The sequence below is a fragment of the Rhodoferax sp. genome (genome assembly GCF_010365055.1).
Taxonomy (GTDB): Bacteria; Pseudomonadota; Gammaproteobacteria; order Burkholderiales; family Burkholderiaceae_C; genus Rhodoferax.
The window spans coordinates 15017-34289 of sequence record NZ_JAAFHA010000011.1 but is presented as its reverse complement, the minus strand read 5'-3'; the positions used below and the strand labels follow the sequence as shown (position 1 = coordinate 34289).

Annotated in this window: 13 protein-coding genes; 8 read left to right on the top strand and 5 right to left on the bottom strand. The window is 61.5% G+C overall.

Going from position 1 to position 19273, the window contains the following annotated elements:
- Positions 1 to 99 precede the first annotated feature (99 nt).
- From GZ093_RS04660 to GZ093_RS04640, 5 genes are all read left to right on the top strand, one after another.
- Entirely contained in the window at positions 100 to 2664 is a 2565-nt protein-coding gene (locus tag GZ093_RS04660) for a PAS domain-containing sensor histidine kinase (RefSeq protein ID WP_296482762.1), read from the top strand.
- A complete protein-coding gene (locus GZ093_RS04655; RefSeq protein WP_296482760.1) occupies positions 2661 to 3287 on the top strand; it encodes a response regulator in 627 nt (208 codons plus the stop codon). Before GZ093_RS04660 ends, GZ093_RS04655 begins: the two co-directional genes overlap by 4 nt.
- 75 nt (positions 3288 to 3362) lie before the next feature.
- A complete protein-coding gene (gene folD, locus GZ093_RS04650) occupies positions 3363 to 4223 on the top strand; it encodes a bifunctional methylenetetrahydrofolate dehydrogenase/methenyltetrahydrofolate cyclohydrolase FolD (RefSeq protein ID WP_296482758.1) in 861 nt (286 codons plus the stop codon).
- A gap of 126 nt (positions 4224 to 4349) precedes the next feature.
- Positions 4350 to 6389, top strand: a complete 2040-nt coding sequence (locus GZ093_RS04645; protein ID WP_296482757.1) for a M3 family metallopeptidase — start codon at positions 4350 to 4352, stop codon at positions 6387 to 6389.
- 14 nt (positions 6390 to 6403) lie between these two features.
- A complete protein-coding gene (locus tag GZ093_RS04640; protein ID WP_296482754.1) occupies positions 6404 to 7063 on the top strand; it encodes a glutaredoxin family protein in 660 nt (219 codons plus the stop codon).
- Between the two features lie 46 nt (positions 7064 to 7109).
- Here the strand turns inward: GZ093_RS04640 and rpiA are convergent, their stop codons facing one another.
- Positions 7110 to 7814 (bottom strand): ribose-5-phosphate isomerase RpiA, encoded by a 705-nt coding sequence (rpiA, locus tag GZ093_RS04635; RefSeq protein WP_296482751.1) that lies wholly within the window; start codon positions 7812 to 7814, stop codon positions 7110 to 7112.
- A gap of 46 nt (positions 7815 to 7860) precedes the next feature.
- Here rpiA and GZ093_RS04630 point away from each other — a divergent pair, with 46 nt between their 5' ends.
- The 3 genes from GZ093_RS04630 to dnaG all read left to right on the top strand — a co-directional run bounded on the left by GZ093_RS04630 (position 7861) and on the right by dnaG (position 11882).
- Positions 7861 to 8934 (top strand): quinone-dependent dihydroorotate dehydrogenase, encoded by a 1074-nt coding sequence (locus GZ093_RS04630; protein WP_296482748.1) that lies wholly within the window; start codon positions 7861 to 7863, stop codon positions 8932 to 8934.
- A gap of 142 nt (positions 8935 to 9076) precedes the next feature.
- Positions 9077 to 9835: a 3-hydroxyacyl-CoA dehydrogenase gene (locus GZ093_RS04625; RefSeq protein WP_296482747.1), complete on the top strand. Its 759-nt coding sequence runs from the start codon at positions 9077 to 9079 to the stop codon at positions 9833 to 9835.
- Between the two features lie 169 nt (positions 9836 to 10004).
- Positions 10005 to 11882 (top strand): DNA primase, encoded by a 1878-nt coding sequence (dnaG, locus tag GZ093_RS04620; RefSeq protein ID WP_296482744.1) that lies wholly within the window; start codon positions 10005 to 10007, stop codon positions 11880 to 11882.
- Positions 11883 to 11914: 32 nt separating this feature from the next.
- Here the strand turns inward: dnaG and def are convergent, their stop codons facing one another.
- From def to smc, 4 genes are read right to left on the bottom strand one after another with little or no spacing between them, the layout of a single operon-like run.
- Positions 11915 to 12475 carry a peptide deformylase gene (def, locus tag GZ093_RS04615; RefSeq protein ID WP_296482740.1) on the bottom strand — a complete coding sequence of 187 codons (561 nt, stop codon included), beginning with the start codon at positions 12473 to 12475 and terminating at the stop codon, positions 11915 to 11917.
- Positions 12462 to 14534, bottom strand: a complete 2073-nt coding sequence (gene ligA / locus GZ093_RS04610; RefSeq protein WP_296482737.1) for an NAD-dependent DNA ligase LigA — start codon at positions 14532 to 14534, stop codon at positions 12462 to 12464. Before ligA ends, def begins: the two co-directional genes overlap by 14 nt.
- 27 nt (positions 14535 to 14561) lie before the next feature.
- The gene (locus GZ093_RS04605) at positions 14562 to 15608 is read right to left on the bottom strand and encodes a cell division protein ZipA C-terminal FtsZ-binding domain-containing protein (protein WP_296482853.1); all 1047 of its coding nucleotides are present in this window, start codon (positions 15606 to 15608) and stop codon (positions 14562 to 14564) included.
- Between the two features lie 5 nt (positions 15609 to 15613).
- On the bottom strand, positions 15614 to 19129 hold the full coding sequence (smc, locus tag GZ093_RS04600) for a chromosome segregation protein SMC (protein ID WP_296482734.1): 3516 nt from the start codon (positions 19127 to 19129) through the stop codon (positions 15614 to 15616).
- Positions 19130 to 19273 lie beyond the last annotated feature (144 nt).

Genomic DNA, 19273 nt, shown 5'->3' with positions numbered 1-19273 from the left:
GATTTCATATTAAGAAATAATGTTCGGTCAAGATCGCATTGATGCCTCTCGCGACAGGCCATCCATGACTTGAACACAGAGGCCTCTACACTTCGCACTATGCGTTCAAGTTTGCTTTTTCCATTCTCCGGTCCTGAGAATCTGACGCCGCTGGCAAGGTTGAGTCGCTGGTGGCACCGATTGACACCGCAGCGGCAAGACCGCTTTGCCGTGCTGGCGCCACTGGCTGCCGTCGTGTTGTTTCTGGCAGCCATCGTGGCGGCATTTGGCTACTTGCGCCTGGAGGAAATCGACCGGGAGCAAGAAGCGGTCAATCGGGATGTGGAGTACACGCAGCAGCGGCTGCGGCTGCGCTTGCTGGAGCGGCAGGAGCAGCTCATGCGCATCGCCCGTGAGGTTTCGAACCGGGAACTCGACACCGACGAGTTTCAGAGCCGGGCCGAGGCGATCGTTAACCAATACCCCGAGCTGCAAAGCTTGAGCTGGATTGACAGCCGTCGCAACGTCAAGGCCAGTTTCGGCTCCGCCAGTCTGGCGCCGCAGCAAGTCAGAAAGACAGGCAGTGCACTCGAACCGGGCGAATCTGTCAACAGCTACAACCTGGCGCGCGAGCTGCAGCAACCTATTTACGCGATGCGCGCGGCAGGCGCCAACATTCCTGCCGTGCTGCAGTTGCATATCCCGTTCAACGACCGCGCCCGCTTCTTGGGCGTTCTGCTGGCCGAATACTCGATCGATGGCCTGTTTCGTTACGGGGTTCCCGCCGAGGTGTCAGCGCGCTACGCGGTCTCGTTCCGTGATGCCAACGGGACTTTGCTGGCGGGCACCAGCATTGCGCCGCGCAAGCCCGGCGCCCGCCTGCTGCCGTGGGATACCCCGGTCAATGTTTACGAAGTACCGGTGTCCCCGGTCGGCAATGGCCTCATCATCCGGGCCCAGGCGTACCGAACCTCGCTGGGCGTGGTCGGCAGTGGACTGTTCTGGCTGGTCAACGCCCTGAGCCTGATGACGGCCTGGATGCTGATCGCCAACTGGCGCCATACGCGCCGGCGGATGCAGGCGCAGCAGGCGTTGATATCGGAAACCAGCTTTCGCCGCGCCATGGAAAACTCCATGTTGACCGGCATGCGCGCGCTCGATCTGCAAGGCCGCATCACCTATGTCAACCCGGCTTTTTGCCGCATGACCGGCTGGAGTGAATCCGATTTGGTGGGACGAAGCGCGCCATTCCCCTATTGGCCCGATACCGATTTTGATTCGCTGTCTTCACGCTTGCAGGAAGAATTGGCCGGCAAGATTCAGGCCAGCGGCATCCAGTTTCGCGTCAAGCGCCGCGACGGATCGCTGTTCGAGGCGCGCCTCTATGTCTCGCCGCTGATCGATGCCCATGGCATACAAACCGGCTGGATGACCTCCATGACCGACATCAGTGAACCGAACCGGATTCGGGACCAGTTGTCGGCCTCGCACGAACGCTTTACCACGGTGCTTGAAGCGCTGGATGCCTCGATCTCGGTGGCGCCGCTGGGCAGCGATGAGCTGCTTTTTGCCAACAAACTGTACCGGCTGTGGTTCGGCACTGAAGCGGGCGGACATCTGCAGCTGGTCGCTGAGGCCGGTGTGCCGGCAACCGCCACCAGTGATGAATCGCTTGACCAGGTCGACGCCTTTGCCGGCCTGCCCACCGACTCGCTGCACGATAACGAGTCTGAAAGTGCCGAGCTGTATGTGGACGCCTTGGGCAAATGGCTGGAAGTGCGCACCCGTTATCTGAGCTGGGTCGATGGTCGCCTGGCGCAGATGGTGATTGCCACTGACATTACCGCGCGCCGGGTGGCCGAGGAACAATCTGCGGCCCAGATCGAGCGCGCCCAGAGCGCCAGCCGCCTGATCACCATGGGCGAGATGGCCTCCAGCGTTGCCCATGAACTCAACCAGCCGCTCACGGCCATCAACAACTACTGCAACGGCATGGTGTCGCGCATCAAGACACAGCAAATCAGTGAAGTCGAGTTGCTGGGCGCGCTGGAGAAAACGGCCAAGCAGGCGCAGCGCGCCGGCCAGATCATTCATCGCATCCGCTCGTTCGTCAAACGCAGCGAGCCCAACCGCACGCTGGCCAACATTGAGAGCATGGTGGATGAAGCGGTGGAACTGGTAGAAATCGAGATGCGTCGGCGCAACGTGCGCCTGACCCACTATGTCGCGCCGCGCCTGCCTGCCCTGCTGGTGGACCCGATTCTGATTGAGCAGGTGCTGGTCAATTTGCTAAAGAATGCCGCCGAATCGGTGGATGCCGCGCAGCGAGCCACAGCGCGACGCAGCGTGATGCTGCGCGTTGCGCCAACCCAGGTCGACGACAAGCCGGTGATCGAATTCGCCGTGCTGGACTCCGGCCAAGGGCTCGCGCCCGAGGTGATGGCACGGCTGTATGAGGCTTTTCATTCCACCAAAGCGGAAGGCATGGGCATCGGCTTGAGTCTGTGCCGCTCGATTGTGGAATCGCACCAGGGTCGAATGAAAGCCGAGAACCTCTACAATGGCCCCGAGCTGACCGGCTGCTGCTTCTCATTCTGGATCCCGATGATAGAAGTGCCGCCGCTCATGGCAAATCTGCCACCCGGTCAAGCCATAGACAACCAAGGACACCCAAGTAAAACATGAGTTTGATACCAAAAAAGGGCACGGTTTACGTGGTGGACGACGACGAGGCGGTACGCGATTCACTGCAATGGCTGCTCGAAGGCAAAGACTACCGGGTTCGCTGCTTTGAATCCGGCGAATCATTTTTAAGCCGTTACGACGCCCGCGAGGTCGCCTGTTTGATTGTGGACATCCGCATGGGTGGCATGACCGGGCTGGAACTGCAGAGTCGTCTGCTGGAGAGCCACTCGCCGCTTCCCATCGTCTTTATCACCGGCCACGGTGATGTGCCGATGGCGGTGGACACCATGAAAAAAGGGGCGATGGACTTCATCCAGAAACCCTTCAAGGAAGATCAACTGGTGGCACTGGTCGAGCGCATGCTGGAGCAGGCCAAAGACGCTTTTGCCGACCACCAGAGTGCGGCCAGCCGGGACGCCCTGATGGCGCGCCTGACACTGCGCGAAGCGCAAGTGCTGGAGCGCATCGTGGCCGGGCGCCTGAACAAGCAGATTGCCGACGACCTGGGCATCAGCATCAAGACGGTCGAGGCGCACCGCGCCAACATCATGGAAAAGCTCAACGCCAACACCGTGGCCGACCTGCTGAAAATTGCCTTGGGACAAACCCCTGCCAAAGCTTGACACTATTTAATTTATAGCTGCCCGCCCAGCCTCTATAAGGGCTAGCGGGCTTTTTTACTTATAGGAATGAAACTCATGACAACGCAGCAATTCGGTCAAATCATCGACGGTGTCGCCCTCTCTGCCAAGCTGCGTGCCGATGTCGCCACCCGTGTGCTGGCGCTCAAGGCACGCGGCGTGACCCCGGGCCTGGCGGTCATTCTGGTCGGCGAAGACCCCGCCAGCGCCGTCTACGTGCGCAACAAAGTCAAGGCCTGCCTCGATACTGGCGTGCACTCGGTGTTCGAAAAGTACGAAGCAACCATGACCGAAGAAGACCTGCTGGTGCGCATTGCCGCCCTCAATGCCGACCCGACGATCCACGGCATTCTGGTGCAGATGCCGATCCCCAAACACATCAACCCGCACAAGGTGATTGAGGCGATTTCTGTCACCAAAGACGTCGACGGTTACGCCACCTTGAGCGCCGGCGAGTTGATGACCGGCGCGCCTGGTTTTCGGCCCTGCACGCCTTATGGCTGCATGAAGCTGATCGAAACCACCGGCATTGACCTGCGCGGCAAACACGCCGTGGTCATCGGTCGCAGCAACACGGTGGGCAAACCCATGGCGCTGCTGCTGCTGCAGGCCAATGCCACCGTCACCGTGTGCCACAGCGCCACCCTGGATATCGGCTACCACACGCGCCAGGCCGATGTGGTCGTCGCTGCCGTGGGCAAGCGCAATGTGCTGACCGCGGACATGGTGAAGCCCGGCGCGGTCGTGATCGATGTCGGCATGAACCGCACCGAAGAAGGCAAGCTGTGCGGCGACGTGGACTTTGCCGGTGTAAAAGAAGTTGCCGGCTTCATTACCCCGGTGCCCGGTGGGGTTGGCCCCATGACCATTACGATGTTGCTGGTCAACACCCTTGAGGCCGCCGAACGCACCGCTTGATGTGTGGCCCCCACGCTTGTCGCTGCGCGTACTGCGCTGCCCCCCCGAGGGGGCCGCAGACCGACTTGGGGCGGCCCGGCGTCGGTCTCCCTTGAATTGGCGGCTCCAGGCCGCAAAATAGAATTTATGAACAATCCCCTGCTCTCTTTTGACGATTTGCCGCTGTTTGACCAGATCAAGCCGGACCATGTGGCGCCTGCCATCGACCAGTTGCTGGCCACTGCCAGCGCCGCACTTGAAACCGTGACAGCCGCTGACTTTCCGGCCGCTTGGGGCGACATTGCCAGTGTGCTGGATGTCGCCACCGAAAAGTTGGGGCGCGCCTGGGGCGCCGTCAGCCACTTGAACAGCGTGGCCGACACGCCCGAGCTGCGCGCCGCTTACAACGAGGCGCTGCCAAAAATCACCGAGTTTTTTACCCGCCTGGGAGCCGATGAGCGCTTGTATGCCAAATACAAAGCGATTGACCCGACTTCGCTGAATGCAGAGCAGCGCCAGGCTCACAAAAACGCGCTGCGCAATTTTGTGCTGGGTGGCGCGGAACTGGTGGGTGCCGACCGCGAGCGCTTTGCCGCCAACCAGGAGCGCCAGGCCGAGCTGGGGCAAAAGTTCAGCGAGAACGCGCTGGACGCGACCGACGCTTTTGCCTACTACGCTCAGGCGTCCGAACTCGACGGCGTGCCCGATGATGTGCAGCAGGCCGCCTTGGCCGCGGCACAAGCAGAAGGTAAAGAAGGCTATAAGCTGACGCTCAAAATGCCGTGCTACTTGCCGGTGATGCAGTTCGCCCGTAAGAGCGCCCTGCGCGAGAAGCTGTACCGCGCCTATGTCACCCGCGCCTCCGATCAGGCCGACCCGGCCACCCGCCAGTTTGACAACTCGGCGCTGATCAATGAGATGCTGGCCTTGCGCCTGGAAGAAGCCAAGTTACTCGGCTACCGCAGTTTTGGCGAACTCTCGGTCGTACCCAAAATGGCCGAGTCGCCCGAGCATGTCATTGCCTTTTTGCGCGACCTGGCCACCAAGGCGCGGCCGTTCGCCGAGAATGACTTGGGCGATCTGCGCGCGTTCGCCCTACAAGAGCTGAACCTGCCTGACCCGCAGGCCTGGGACTGGCCCTATATCAGCGAAAAGCTGAAAGAAGCGCGCTATGCCTTCAGCGAACAGGAAGTCAAGCAGTACTTCCCGGCACCCAAGGTACTCGCGGGCCTATTCAAAATCGTCGAAACCCTGTTTGATGTCAGCATCGACGAAGACCATGCACCGGTATGGAACGCCGGTGTCAAGTTCTTCCGCATTGAGCGCGCGGGCCAGTTGGTCGGCCAGTTTTATTTGGACCCATCGGCGCGCACCGGCAAACGCGGGGGCGCCTGGATGGACGATGTGCGCTCGCGCTGGCTACGCCCGGACACCCAGCAACTGCAGACGCCGGTGGCGCACTTGGTGTGCAACTTTGCCGACGGCGTGGCGGACAAGCCCGCGCTGCTGACGCACGACGATGTCACCACCCTGTTTCACGAATTTGGGCACGGCCTGCAACACCTGCTGTCGCAGGTCAACGAACGTGACGTGTCGGGTATTAGCGGCGTGGAGTGGGATGCGGTGGAGTTGCCCAGCCAGTTCATGGAAAATTTCTGCTGGGAATGGGACGTGGTGCGCCACATGAGCGCGCATGTTGACACTGCTGAGGCGCTGCCGCGCGCGCTCTTTGACAAGATGCTGGCGGCCAAGAACTTCCAGAGCGGCATGCAAACGCTACGCCAGATCGAGTTTTCGTTGTTTGACATGCTGCTGCACACCGCCCATGACCCCGCATTGGACCTGATGCCCCTTTTGAACCAGGTACGGGCCGAAGTGGCGGTGCTGCAACCACCAGACTGGAGCCGCACGGCGCACACCTTCAGCCATATATTTGCCGGGGGTTACGCCGCCGGTTACTACAGCTACAAATGGGCCGAGGTGCTCAGTGCCGATGCCTATGCGGCCTTTGAAGAAACAGTGGGCCAAGACGGGTTGCCGAATCTTGAGACCGGTCGAAAATACCGACAAGCCATTTTGGAATCCGGTGGCAGCCGCCCGGCCATCGAGTCGTTCAAGGCCTTTCGCGGGCGCGCACCCGAGCTTGAGGCCTTGCTGCGGCATCAAGGCATGTCTGATAAACAGTGAAGCGAGTGTCCCTTATGAAAAACAGTGTTCATCAAACCACCCCTCGGACATGGGGCGCCCCTGCGCTTTGTGCGGCGCTGTTACTCACGCTGAGCCTGGCGCAGGCGCAGACCGTCTATCGCATCGTCGGGCCAGATGGCAAAGTCACGTTTTCTGACAAACCCCCGGTTGCTGCGGTCAATGTGACCACAACCGATGCGGGTGGCAAGGCGATGGGCACCGACGCGCCAACGCTGCCGTTTGAGTTGCGACAAGTGCTCAGCAAGTACCCGGTCACGCTCTACACCTCCAGCAACTGCGCCCCCTGCGGATCAGGTCGCACGCTCCTCAGCGGTCGCGGCATTCCCTTTACCGAGAGAACCGTGACTACCGCCGAAGACGCGGATGCACTGCAACGCATCAGTGGCGAGAACTCGCTGCCGTTTTTGACCATTGGCGGCCAGCAAATCAAGGGTTTCTCTGATTCGGAGTGGACGCAATTTTTGGATGCGGCCGGTTATCCGAAGGCTTCAGTGCTGCCCCCCCAGTACCGCCGGCCGGCCCCCACGCCACTGGTCGCGGTCCAAAAACCGACGCCCGCCGCCACAGTGGTCGAAAACCAGCCCGCAGTGGCTCCTGCCCTACGTGCTGCACCAGTGGACAAGGCCGCCAATCCGGCCGGCATCAAGTTTTAGTCTTTGATCAGTTGAGGACAGCGCTGGATATCTGTTCCGCAACGAATCAAAAGATCAGAGTCTTGACGCCTTGGTCCGTGCCCAAGAGGCAGACCTGGGCCTTCTGAAAAGCAAAAACACCGACCGTCACCACCCCCGGCCACTGGCTAACCAGCGTCTCGAAGGCCAGCGGGTCGGTGATCTGTAAACCGGTGACATCCAGGAGAATCTGACCGTTGTCCGTCACCAGCGGCTGATCGCCCTTGAGACGCACCTGCGCCCGGCCCCCCAGCGCAGCAAACTGTTGTGTGAGCCGCTGTGCCGCCATCGGAATGATTTCAACCGGCAAGGGAAACCTGCCCAGGGTATCAACCAGTTTGGACACATCGGCGATGCAGATAAATTGGTTGGCGAGCGCCGCCACAATCTTCTCGCGCGTGAGCGCGGCGCCACCGCCTTTGATCATGTTGCCGTGGCCGTCGATCTCGTCAGCGCCATCAATGTACACCGACAATGCGCTCACCTCATTGGCGTCAAAAACGGGAATGCCCAAGGCCTTCAGGCGCAGCGTGCTGGCTTCAGAACTGGAGACGGCGCCCTTGATCAGATGCTTCATGCTGGCCAGGGCATCAATGAACTTGTTGACGGTTGAACCGGTGCCCACGCCAACGATTTCGCCCGGCGCCACGTACTGCAGCGCGGCCTGGCCGACCAGGGTTTTGAGTTCGTCTTGCGAAAGCGCGCCGGCAGACTGGGAAACAGGGTTTGTCATCAGTGAAAATCAGGTCAGTTAAAAAATACGATGCAGGAATTATCCAATGGCTCTCATCCCTTACGCCCTCGCCCGCCCTTTTTTATTTAGCCTGGACCCGGAGACCGCCCATGAGTTGACCGTGCAGGCGCTGGCGCTGACCCAAGGAACTCCTTTGCAACTGGCCTATTGCACCAGCCGGGTGAATGACCCGATCACGCTGGCCGGCCTGACTTTTGCGAACCGGGTTGGGCTGGCCGCCGGGCTGGACAAAAATGCCCGCTGCATTGACGGTCTGGGCGCCATGGGTTTCGGCTTTGTCGAGGTCGGCACCGTCACGCCACTGGCCCAGCCTGGCAACCCCAAACCGCGCCTGTTTCGCTTGCCCCAGGCGCGGGCCCTGATCAACCGGTTCGGGTTTAACAACGAGGGCTTGGCCAGCTTTGTGGCGAACGTCAAAAGCTCATCGTTTTATCGCCAGCGTCAAAGCCCCAGCGCGGCAAAAGTGCCACTGCCCATGGTGTTGGGCTTGAACATCGGAAAGAACGCCGCCACACCGATGGAACGCGCCACCGACGACTACCTGACTTGTCTGGACGCGGTCTACCCTTATGCCGACTACGTCGCCGTGAACATATCGAGCCCGAACACCAAAAACCTGCGTGCACTGCAAAGCGATGAAGCGCTTGACAGCCTGCTGGGCGCGATTGCGAAGCGGCGCCAAACCTTGGCTGCGCAACATGGCAAACAGACGCCCATCTTTGTCAAGATTGCCCCCGACCTTGTTGCTTCCCAAGTGGCGGTGATTGCCGCCACCTTGATGCGCCATGGCATGGACGGCGTGATCGCCACCAACACCACCCTCAGTCGGGACGCCGTGCAGGGTCTGGCGCATGCCGATGAAGCGGGTGGCCTGTCCGGGGCGCCGGTGCTGGCGATGAGCAACTGCGTCATTGGGCAACTGCGCGCCGCTTTGGGCCCGGGCTTTCCCATCATTGGCGTCGGTGGCGTGATGACTGCGGCCGACGCCGTGAGCAAGATCAAGGCAGGCGCCGACCTGGTGCAAATTTATACCGGTCTCATTTACCGCGGCCCCGATTTGGTGAAGCAGGCCGCTGCGCTGATCAAGACAAGTTGCTGACATCAGGGCCAACAAGCGAGCGCTTGCTAGTTGGTCCTGAGCCAATTCGCTGCGCCAGAAGTCCCGAGGCAGAAGACATTGACGCCGTTGTCGATGCGTCATAATTGACGTTTACGTTAACGTCAATCACAAGGAGTTTCACATGGACATCGCAGGCAAAGTATTCATCGTCACCGGTGGCGCCTCAGGTTTGGGTGAGGGCACGGCCCGCATGCTGGCGGCCAAGGGCGGCAAAGTGGTCATTGCCGATATGCAGGTTGAAAAAGGCGAAGCCATTGCCAAAGACATTGGCGGCGCTTTCGTCAAGTGCGATGTCAGCCAGGAAGCCGACGGTCAGGCCGTGGTCGCCAAGGCTGTGTCCATGGGCAAGCTCATGGGCCTGGTCAACTGCGCCGGCATTGCTCCGGCCGAGAAGACCGTGAACAAGAATGGCGCGCACAACCTGGGCGTGTTCACCAAGTGCATCACCGTCAATTTGATCGGCAGTTTCAACATGATTCGCCTGGCGGCGGACGCCATGTGCAAGAACGACCCGGAAGCCACCGGCGAGCGCGGCGTGCTGATCTCCACCGCGTCGGTGGCCGCGTATGACGGTCAGATTGGCCAGGCAGCCTACAGCGCGTCCAAAGGAGGCATTGTTGGCATGACGCTGCCGATCGCGCGCGACCTGGCGCGCAACGGCATTCGCAACATGACCATCGCCCCCGGCATTTTTGGCACGCCCATGATGTTTGGCATGCCCCAGGAGGTGCAGGACTCGCTCGCCGCCAGCGTGCCGTTCCCGTCGCGCCTGGGAACGCCGCAGGACTACGCCAAACTGGCGCAGCATATTTTTGAGAATGACATGCTCAATGGTGAAGTGATTCGCCTGGACGGCGCGATTCGCCTGGCACCGCGCTAAATTTCACGCGGCGAAGCGAATTTCCGCCAGCCCTGCGGCGCCGAGGCCCCTCAGCGCGCCGCCCATTGGCTGGTGCCGCTGCCGGTCGAATCCGGGCCGCCCGAGATCCAAAGCAATGTCGATCAGGCCGTAAGCGAGCCTGCGGTCCCCGCCTTCCTACAATCACTGCATGTCCATTCCCCAGACCTTTGTTCAGGAGTTGCTCGCACGCGCTGACGTGGTGGAGATCGTGGGCCGTTATGTGCAGCTCAAAAAGGGCGGCGCCAACTTCATGGGCCTATGCCCGTTTCATGGGGAAAAGTCGCCCTCGTTCTCGGTCAGCCCAAGCAAACAGTTCTACCACTGCTTTGGCTGTGGCAAGAGTGGGGACGCCATCAGTTTCCTGATGGAGCACGCGGGCATGAGCTTTGTCGAGGCGGTGCAAGACCTGGCCCAGCAATACGGACTGCAAGTGCCCGAGGACGACGCCAGCCCGCAAGACCGGGCGCGCGCGCTGGAGCAGCGGCAAAAGCAAAGCACCTTGAACAGCGTGCTCGAAAAAGCGGGCGATGCCTACAAAAAACAGCTGAAAGAGTCCCCTCGGGCGGTGGACTACCTCAAGGGCCGCGGCTTGTCGGGTGAGATTGCCAAGCAGTTTGGCCTGGGTTACGCGCCCGAAGGCTGGCGCAGCCTGGCCAGCGTGTTTGCCAACTATGACGATCCCCTGCTGGTCGAGAGTGGTCTGGTCATTCTGAATGTGGATGAAGCGTCGGGTGAGGAAAAGCGCTACGACCGCTTTCGCGACCGCATCATGTTCCCGATCCGCAACATCAAGGGCGAATGCATTGGTTTTGGTGGCCGGGTGTTGGGCGACGACAAACCCAAGTACCTCAATTCGCCCGAAACCCCGGTTTTCAGCAAGGGGCGTGAACTGTACGGCCTATTTGAAGCGCGCAGCGCGCTGAACGACCAGGGCTACGCGCTCGTGACTGAGGGTTATATGGATGTGGTGGCGCTGGCCCAACTCGGCTTCGCCAATGCCGTCGCAACACTGGGAACAGCCTGCACGGCGGAGCATCTGCACAAGCTGTTTCGCTTCACCGATGCCGTGGTGTTCAGTTTCGATGGCGATGCGGCCGGCCGACGAGCCGCGCGCAAGGCGCTCGATGGCGCCCTGCCCTTTGCCACCGATGTGCGCAGCGTCAAGTTTCTGTTTTTGCCCCCTGAGCACGACCCCGACAGCTTCATCCGCGAGTTTGGCAAGGACGCCTTCGCGCGCTACGTGAGCGAAGCCGTGCCCTTGAGCCGCTTTCTCATCGACGCGGCGCGCGAAGGCTGCGACCTGAACACCGCGGAGGGCCGCGCCCACTTCGCCAGCAATGCCAAACCGCTGTGGCTGCTGCTGCCCGAGGGCGCCCTCAAACTGCAATTGCTGAGCGAAATTGCCGACCTGGTGCAGTTGTCCGCGCGCGAATTGACCGAGGTCTGGCACCCCGCAGTGGCAGGCAAAGGTGGCGCCAAATCAAGAAGTTATGAAAAGCGTAGCGACCTGCCCAATGAATACGGGGGTTACAGCCAGAATTCATCTAAAAAATCTGTGGCGCGCCCGCGGCTGAGTGGGCGGGCGCGGCCCATCAGCCGGGCTGACTACGCCGCCCGCCTGCTGCTGGGCGACATGGCGGCGCTTGAAGTCCTGTCGGCTGAGGACCATAGCCTGCTGTGTGACTTGCCAGAGCCGCACGGACCGCTGTTTGTCTGGCTGGAAAACCAGCTGCACGAACACGGCCCGCAAGCCTGGGTGGCGCTGCGCGAAGGGCTGCGTGGGCAACCGCAGGAAGAGCTCGCCGTTCGACTCATGAGCGATTACGAACTGGCCGACCCGCTGCAGAGCGACGAGGCCAGCAACGAATTGCGTGACCTGCTCAACCGCATGCTGGTTGAAAAGCTCAAAGTGCAGGAAACCGAGGCCATCCAGGCGGCCAAAGCCGACCCGGGCGCACTGCAACGCTACCGCGAGCTGCAGGCCCGTCGCTTCAAACTTGAATCGCTGCCGGTACGCGCTGACTGAACGAGTTGGGCCCGCAGCGGGCGCGCCCCACCTCAGTCGTCGTGGTTTGCGTCCAAGCCCGGGAAAAGAACGTCGGCAAAGCCAAAGTTGCTGAAATCCCGTACCCGCATCGGGTAGAGTTTGCCGATCAGGTGGTCACATTCATGTTGCACGACCCGAGCGTGAAAGCCCTCCACCGTGCGGTCGATCGGGTCACCGTACTGGTCAAAGCCGGTATAGCGAATGCGCGCAAAGCGCGGCACCATGGCACGCAGGCCCGGCACTGACAGGCAGCCCTCCCAGTCCTGCACTTCAAGCAGCGTCGGATCACTTTCAGACCTTGGCAAAGGCGTAATCACCGGGTTTAGCAACACGGTTTTGGGGACGATCGGCGCATCTGGATAACGCGGATTGCGCGCATTGGAACCGAAAATCACCAGTTGCAGATCGACCCCGATCTGCGGCGCCGCCAGCCCGGCGCCATCGGCCGCCCGCATGGTGTCGAGCAGGTCGGAGACCAGCAGATGCAACTCGTCAGAATCGAATTGGGTCACCGGTTGCGCGATACGCAGCAAACGTGGATCGCCCATTTTCAAAATCTCACGCACGGTCATTAAGCAACTCCTTCAATCCGGCTTCATCCAGCACGGCAACGCCCAGTTCCTGCGCTTTGGTGAGCTTGCTGCCCGCCTCGACACCGGCCACGACAAAAGTGGTTTTTTTGCTGACCGAACCGGCCACCTTGCCGCCAGCGGCCTCAATCTGGTCCTTGGCCTCGTCGCGGCTCATCGTGGGCAGGGTGCCGGTCAGGACAAAGGTTTTGCCTGTGAGCGGCGTGGGGGTGACCGGTGCCGGCGGGCCTTCTTGCCATGTCACGCCACAGGCGCGCAGTTGATCCACCACCTCGCGGTTATGCGGCTGATCAAAAAATGTGCGCAAGCTTTGCGCCACGGTCGGGCCCACGTCGCTCACCTGCAGCAACTGCTCCAATGACGCGTCCATGATCGCGTCCAGGCTGCCGAAGTGGCGCGCCAGTTCTTTGGCAGTGGCCTCGCCCACATGGCGAATGCCCAACCCGAACAGGAAGCGCGGCAGCGTGGTTTGCTTTGATTTCTCCAGCGCTTGCAGGATGTTCTGCGCCGACTTGGCGGCCATCCGGTCCAAACTGGCCAACGACGTCAGGCCCAGCCGGTACAGGTCGGGCAGGATGCGAATGACGTTGCCGTCCACCAGCTGATCAACCAGCTTTTCGCCCAGCCCCTCGACCTCGACCGCCCGGCGCTGGGCAAAATGCAGGATCGCCTGCTTGCGTTGGGCGCTGCAGAACAGCCCGCCGGTACAGCGGTAGTCAACCTCACCGTCTTCGCGCACGGCGGCGCTGGCGCACACCGGACACTGGCGCAGCATGGTGAACTCTGTGGCGCCGGGTGGGCGTTTGTCCAGCAACACCGAAACCACTTCGGGAATCACGTCACCGGCACGACGCACGATGACCGTGTCGCCCACCCGCACGTCCTTGCGGCGCGCCTCGTCTTCGTTGTGCAGGGTGGCGTTGGTGACCGTGACACCGCCGACAAACACCGGCACCAGCTTGGCCACCGGCGTCAGCTTGCCGGTGCGCCCCACCTGCACGTCAATGCCCAATACCGTCGTCAACTGCTCCTGGGCGGGGAACTTGTGCGCCACCGCCCAGCGCGGCTCGCGTGTCACAAAACCCATGCGGCGCTGCAGCGCCAGGCTGTTGACCTTGTAGACCACGCCGTCAATGTCAAACGGCAATGGGTCACGTTGCTGGCCGATCAAGTCGTAATACGCTACTAATTCAGGAGCTCCTTGTGCAATACCCACGAGGGCTGAGACCGGAAAACCCCATATTTTCAGGGCCTGCAACAGCTCATAATGTGTGCCAAACGCGGGGCCACCCGTCTGCTCTGGTGTGACCTCACCCAAACCATAGGCAAAGAAGCTCAGCGGACGCTGGGCGGCAATGGCCGGGTCCAACTGGCGCACCGCACCGGCTGCGGCGTTGCGCGGGTTGACGAAGCTTTTCTGGCCGCGCTCGCGCTGCTGTTCGTTCAGCCTCTCAAAATCATCGCGGCGCATGTAAACCTCGCCGCGCACCTCCAGGATCGGCGGCACGTCCTTCGGCAGCCGCAGGGGAATCTGGCCGATGGTCCGGACATTCTGCGTGACATCTTCCCCCGCCTCGCCGTCGCCGCGTGTGGCGGCTTGCACCAGTACCCCGTTTTCATAGCGCAAGTTCATGGCCAGACCGTCAAACTTGGGCTCGGCCACGTACTCCACGGCCGGTGCCGACTCGTCTAGCCCCAGTTCACGCCGCACACGGGCGTCGAAGTTCTGGGCGCCACTGGCATCGGTGTCGGTCTCCGTGCGAATGCTCAGCATGGGCACGGCGTGGCGCACGCTGGCAAATTGGTCGAGCGCACGACCACCGACCCGCTGCGTCGGAGAGTCTGGCGCTACCAGTTCTGGATGCTGTGCCTCAATCGCCTGCAACTCCTGAAACAGGCGGTCGTACTCGGCATCGGGAATAGTCGGCGTGTCCTGCACGTAATAAAGATGCGCGTGCTCGTGCAACAGGCGCCTGAGCTGCGCCACATGGGCAGGATCGGGCGGCAGCGCCTGGGGTGGGAACAAATCGTTCGTGACCATGAAGTGAGCGATCGGGCCGTCAACCGGTCAGGAAAAAAGGCGTCGCGCCAGCGCCGACCCGGCGGACAGATCACGCTGGTCCAGCGTGTCGTACAACTGTTCAAGCTCGGCACCAATCACGTCCATCGCCTCAGGCGCCAGAGGCTGTCCGTTGTCATCGGTCACCACGCCGTCCATGCTGTCTGCCAGGGCCAGGGCGGCCTCGCGCATGCGCTCAAAGGCGCGCTCGCTGCGGTCAACCTGCGCCACATCCAGGCTGATCGCCACATCGCGAAGGGCAGATTGGGCCGGGTCGTCCGCGAGCGCCGCCTGGGTGTCAAAACTCAGACCCAGCACCGGCGGCATTCCGGCCGTGCTGGCGGGCACGACCATGCGCCCGGGGATGGCGCCTGCTACAAAGCCCAGGCGCGCCGCATTTTGTTGCACATAGCCCGGGCTCCAAGCCGCTTGGCGGGCGCGCAACACAAAGCCCAGCTGGGCGTCGTGGTCGCTGGCAAACTGATCGAGTTCACGCGCCCGAGCCACTTCTTCGCGCATCTCGGGAAAGTCGGGCGTGCCATTGATGGCGTCGCAAAAGGCCTGCGTTTTCATCACAAACTCGGAATATTCAATTTCATTGAGCGCGCCGGATCGGTTGGCCAGTTGCACCCCAGCCTGAAACAGGGCATAGCGCTGGCCCGCCATCGGCATCTCCCAGCGCTGCGCCACTTCGTTAAATCCTTCAATGGCAAAGGGCTTGCTGCCAGCCCGGCGCGTCGGCGGCATCGCGGCCAGCGCGGCGTCACCCGACACCATGCCCTCCAGCGCAATCGGCGCGATGACGTCGATCAGGGCGTCCAGGGCCGCTCGCTTTTCCAGTATCGGCAGCGGGAAACTCGCGACGTCAAACGCGGCCACGTCCAGCCCGGGCTCAATCCCGGCCCCCACTTGAGACTGGTTGTTGGGTCCAACAACCGGGTCATTGGGCGCCGCCTGGCGCGGCCGGTTCTTACGGGCGGACCAGGCTGCGTGTGCGGCCATCGCCACCAGCACCAACCCGCCCAGAATAGCCAAACCAATCTGCAAGTTACTCAAGACCATCAAACGACCTCCGCCATCGAGATGGCTGCATCCATATCCACTGCCACGATGCGCGAGACCCCTTGCTCCTGCATCGTGACGCCAATCAGCTGCTTGGCCATTTCCATGGCAATCTTATTGTGGCTGATGAACAAAAACTGGGTCTCCCGGCTCATGCTAACCACCAGTTTGGCATAACGCTCGGTGTTGGCGTCGTCCAAGGGTGCATCAACCTCATCGAGCAAACAGAACGGTGCCGGATTGAGCTGGAAAATCGCAAACACCAGCGCAATAGCCGTCAGCGCCTTTTCACCGCCCGAGAGCAAATGAATGGTCTGGTTCTTCTTGCCTGGCGGCTGGGCAATCACCTGCACGCCCGAGTCCAGAATTTCTTCGCCGGTGATCACCAAGCGCGCGTTGCCACCGCCAAAAAGCTCGGGGAACATGCGGCCAAAGTGCTCGTTGACCGCGTTAAACGTGCCCGAGAGCAATTCGCGGGTCTCAGCGTCAATCTTCTTGATCGCATCTTCCAGCGTCGTCATAGCCTCCACCAAGTCGGCGGTCTGGGCATCCAGAAAATTCTTGCGCTCACTGGCGGCGGCCAACTCATCGAGCGCGGCCAGATTGACGGCACCCAAAGCCGCGATGTCACGATTGAGGCGGTCAATCTCGCCTTGCATACCAGACAGGCGCACATTGCCATCCAACAGGGATCGGGCCACCGCCTCGAGATCGGCCTGCGCATCGGTGAGCAACTGGGTGTATTGCTCAAAGCCCAGCCGCGCTGCTTGTTCCTTGAGTTGAAATTCGGTGATGCGCTGACGCAGCGGATCGAGCTCACGCTCCAGTTGCAGGCGCCGCTCGTCGCTGGCACGCAGTTTGGCGGTCAGGTCGTCGTACTCGCTGCGCCTGGCACCCAGCGCCTGCTCACGATCGAGCTTGACGGCCAAGGCGCTTTGCAGACCACCCTGCGCCGCCGCATCGTTCAAGCGCGCCAATTCTTCCTGGCCTCTTTGGGCTTCAGCCCTCACAGAATCTGCCTGTTGCGCTGCAGTTTCTATAGCACGCGACAGCTCGGCCTTGCGGGCATCGAGGCTGCGCATGGAAAATACCGCCTCCTGGGATTGACGCTCCAGACTGCGCTGCTGCTCGCGACACTCGCTGAGCTTGCGTTCGGCCGCCATCACGCGCTCGTCGAGTTGGGCGTGGCGCTCCTGGGTATCGGCCAGTTGCATGTCCAGCTCTTCAAACCGACCTTCTGCGGTCACGCGGCGTTCTTGCAAGTCCGCCAGTTGGGCATCGACTTCGGCCAGGTCACCGGCAATTTGCGCACTGCGCACCCGGGCCTGCTCGGCCAACTGCGTCAGGCGCAGGGTTTCCACCTGCAGTTCATGGGCCCGGCTTTGGCTCTCGGCCGCTTCCCGGCGCACGGCTACCAGACGTTGCGACGCGTCGGCATAGGCCGCCTCGGCGCGCACCAGGCCTGAGCGTGACTCCTCGCTGATCATGGCCTGCGCCCGCAGCTGCTTCTCCAGGTTTTCAATTTCCTGGGCTCGGGCCAGCAAACCGGCCTGCTCGGAATCGGGCGCGTAAAAACTGACGCTGTAGGCGCCCACGGCATGGCCCGTTTTCACAAAGATCGTCTCGCCCGGCTGCAACTGGTCCCGGGTGGCAAGGGCCTCTTCAAAACTGGGGGCGGTATAGCAGCCTTGCAGCCAGTCCGTCAGCACGGCCTTTTGACCGGCATCGTTGATGCGCAGCAGATCGGACAAGCGCGGTAATGCCGCACTTTTTTCAGGCAGCGCGACCAGTGGCGGGCTGTAAAAAGCCAATTTCGCCGGCGGTGCGTCGTTGCCAAAGGCGCGCACCATGTCCAGCCGCGACACCTCCAAGGCCCCCAGGCGCTCTCGCAACGCTCCTTCCAGCGCGTTTTCCCAACCTTGTTCGATGTGAATGCGGCTCCACAAACCCGGCAAGCTGTCCAGCCCGTGCTTGGCCAGCCAAGGTTGCAGTTTGCCGTCGGTCTTGACCTTTTCCTGCAGCGCTTTCAGCGCCTCCAGCCGGGCTGATAAGTCGGCCAGACGTGCTGATTCGGTGTTGACGGCCTGTTGCTGCTGGCGCCGGTTGTCATCGAGTTGCGGCACGGTCTCCTGCAACTCGTGCAGACGGGCCTCAGCAATGCTGGCGCTCTCCTGGGCCTGTTCCAGCTGGCTTTGAAGATGCAGCAGTCGGGCTTCATCCGGCGCGGCCAATGCGCTGCGGTCCGCGCTCAGGCGTTCGCGGCGTGTGGTGAACTGGCGCGCTTGTTCCTCAATGCTGCGCTGGTCAGCGGCCAGCACCTGAATTTGCTGCTGCACCTGGCCCACGCTGGCGCGCTGCTCGTTGGCGCCTTTTTGCGCCAAGCGCAAGGCCTCTTCCAGGTCGGGCAACTGCTGGGCCTGGTCTTCCACCTGCGCGGCCAGCAGCTCGGTCTTTTCTTCACCGAGCATGGCCAGTTCGAGCAGATTTTCGATCTCTCCCTGCGCGTCATCCCGTCGCGTGGCCCATTGGGCGCTTTGCTCTGCGAGCGTGGCCAGGCGCTGCTCGACGCGGTGGCGGCCTTCCACCACAAAACGGATCTCGGCCTCCAGCCGACCAACCTCGGTACTGGCTTCGTACAACAAACCTTGCGCCTGGTTGACCTGATCGCCCGCCGCGTAGTGGGCTTGACGCACGGTCTCCAGCTCCGCCTCGATGTGGCGCAAATCCGCCACCCGGCTCTCCAGCGCATTGACTGCACCTTGCGACTCCATCCTGACTTTGGTCTGATCCGCCTCGGACTCCGTGCGCTTGAGAAACCAGAGCTGATGCTGCTTGAGCGTCACATCGGCCGTGAGGGCGTTGAACTTTTTGGCAACAATGGCTTGCGCTTCCAGCTTTTCCAGGTTGGCATTGAGCTCGCGCAGGATGTCTTCGACCCGGGTCAGGTTCTCACGCGTGTCCGACAATCGATTTTCGGTCTCGCGACGCCGTTCCTTGTATTTGGAGACCCCGGCGGCCTCTTCCAGGAACAGGCGCAGTTCTTCGGGCTTGGATTCAATGATCCGGCTGATGGTGCCCTGACCAATGATGGCGTACGCTCGCGGCCCCAAGCCAGTGCCCAGAAACACGTCTTGCACGTCGCGCCGACGCACCGGTTGGTTGTTGATGTAATAGCTGCTGGTGCCGTCACGGGTGAGCACGCGTTTGACGGCAATCTCACCGAACTGGCTCCACTGGCCGCCAGCGCGATGGTCCGCATTGTCAAACACCAGTTCCACGCTGGCACGGCTGGCCGGTTTGCGCGTGGTGGTGCCGTTGAAGATGACATCCTGCATCGATTCGCCGCGCAGCTCCGAAGCCTTGCTCTCCCCCAGCACCCAGCGCACCGCATCCATGATGTTGGACTTGCCGCAGCCATTGGGGCCGACCACCCCCACCAGTTGCCCCGGCAACATGAAATTGGTGGGCTCGGCGAAGGACTTGAACCCGGATAATTTGATTGAATTGAGACGCACAGGAATTGCTGACGCTTTGTGGCTTAAATTGAATTGACGGGCAAAGAGTCTAGCCGCCAGGCAGCCCGCTTGAGCCTTACCATGATACCTTGTCGGTTCCCGCAGAAAAATGATGCAACTGACCAGACGGCGCGTTGATCGTGA

Excerpts from the sequence above, each read along its gene's own strand:
- GZ093_RS04645 (WP_296482757.1), top strand. The coding sequence starts at position 4,350 with ATGAACAATCCCCTGCTCTCTTTTGACGATTTGCCGCTGTTTGACCAG.
- def (WP_296482740.1), bottom strand. The coding sequence starts at position 12,475 with ATGACCGTGCGTGAGATTTTGAAAATGGGCGATCCACGTTTGCTGCGT.
- GZ093_RS04625 (WP_296482747.1), top strand. The coding sequence starts at position 9,077 with ATGGACATCGCAGGCAAAGTATTCATCGTCACCGGTGGCGCCTCAGGT.
- dnaG (WP_296482744.1), top strand. The coding sequence starts at position 10,005 with ATGTCCATTCCCCAGACCTTTGTTCAGGAGTTGCTCGCACGCGCTGAC.
- GZ093_RS04640 (WP_296482754.1), top strand. The coding sequence starts at position 6,404 with ATGAAAAACAGTGTTCATCAAACCACCCCTCGGACATGGGGCGCCCCT.
- GZ093_RS04630 (WP_296482748.1), top strand. The coding sequence starts at position 7,861 with ATGGCTCTCATCCCTTACGCCCTCGCCCGCCCTTTTTTATTTAGCCTG.
- GZ093_RS04660 (WP_296482762.1), top strand. The coding sequence starts at position 100 with ATGCGTTCAAGTTTGCTTTTTCCATTCTCCGGTCCTGAGAATCTGACG.
- GZ093_RS04655 (WP_296482760.1), top strand. The coding sequence starts at position 2,661 with ATGAGTTTGATACCAAAAAAGGGCACGGTTTACGTGGTGGACGACGAC.
- folD (WP_296482758.1), top strand. The coding sequence starts at position 3,363 with ATGACAACGCAGCAATTCGGTCAAATCATCGACGGTGTCGCCCTCTCT.
- ligA (WP_296482737.1), bottom strand. The coding sequence starts at position 14,534 with ATGGTCACGAACGATTTGTTCCCACCCCAGGCGCTGCCGCCCGATCCT.
- rpiA (WP_296482751.1), bottom strand. The coding sequence starts at position 7,814 with ATGACAAACCCTGTTTCCCAGTCTGCCGGCGCGCTTTCGCAAGACGAA.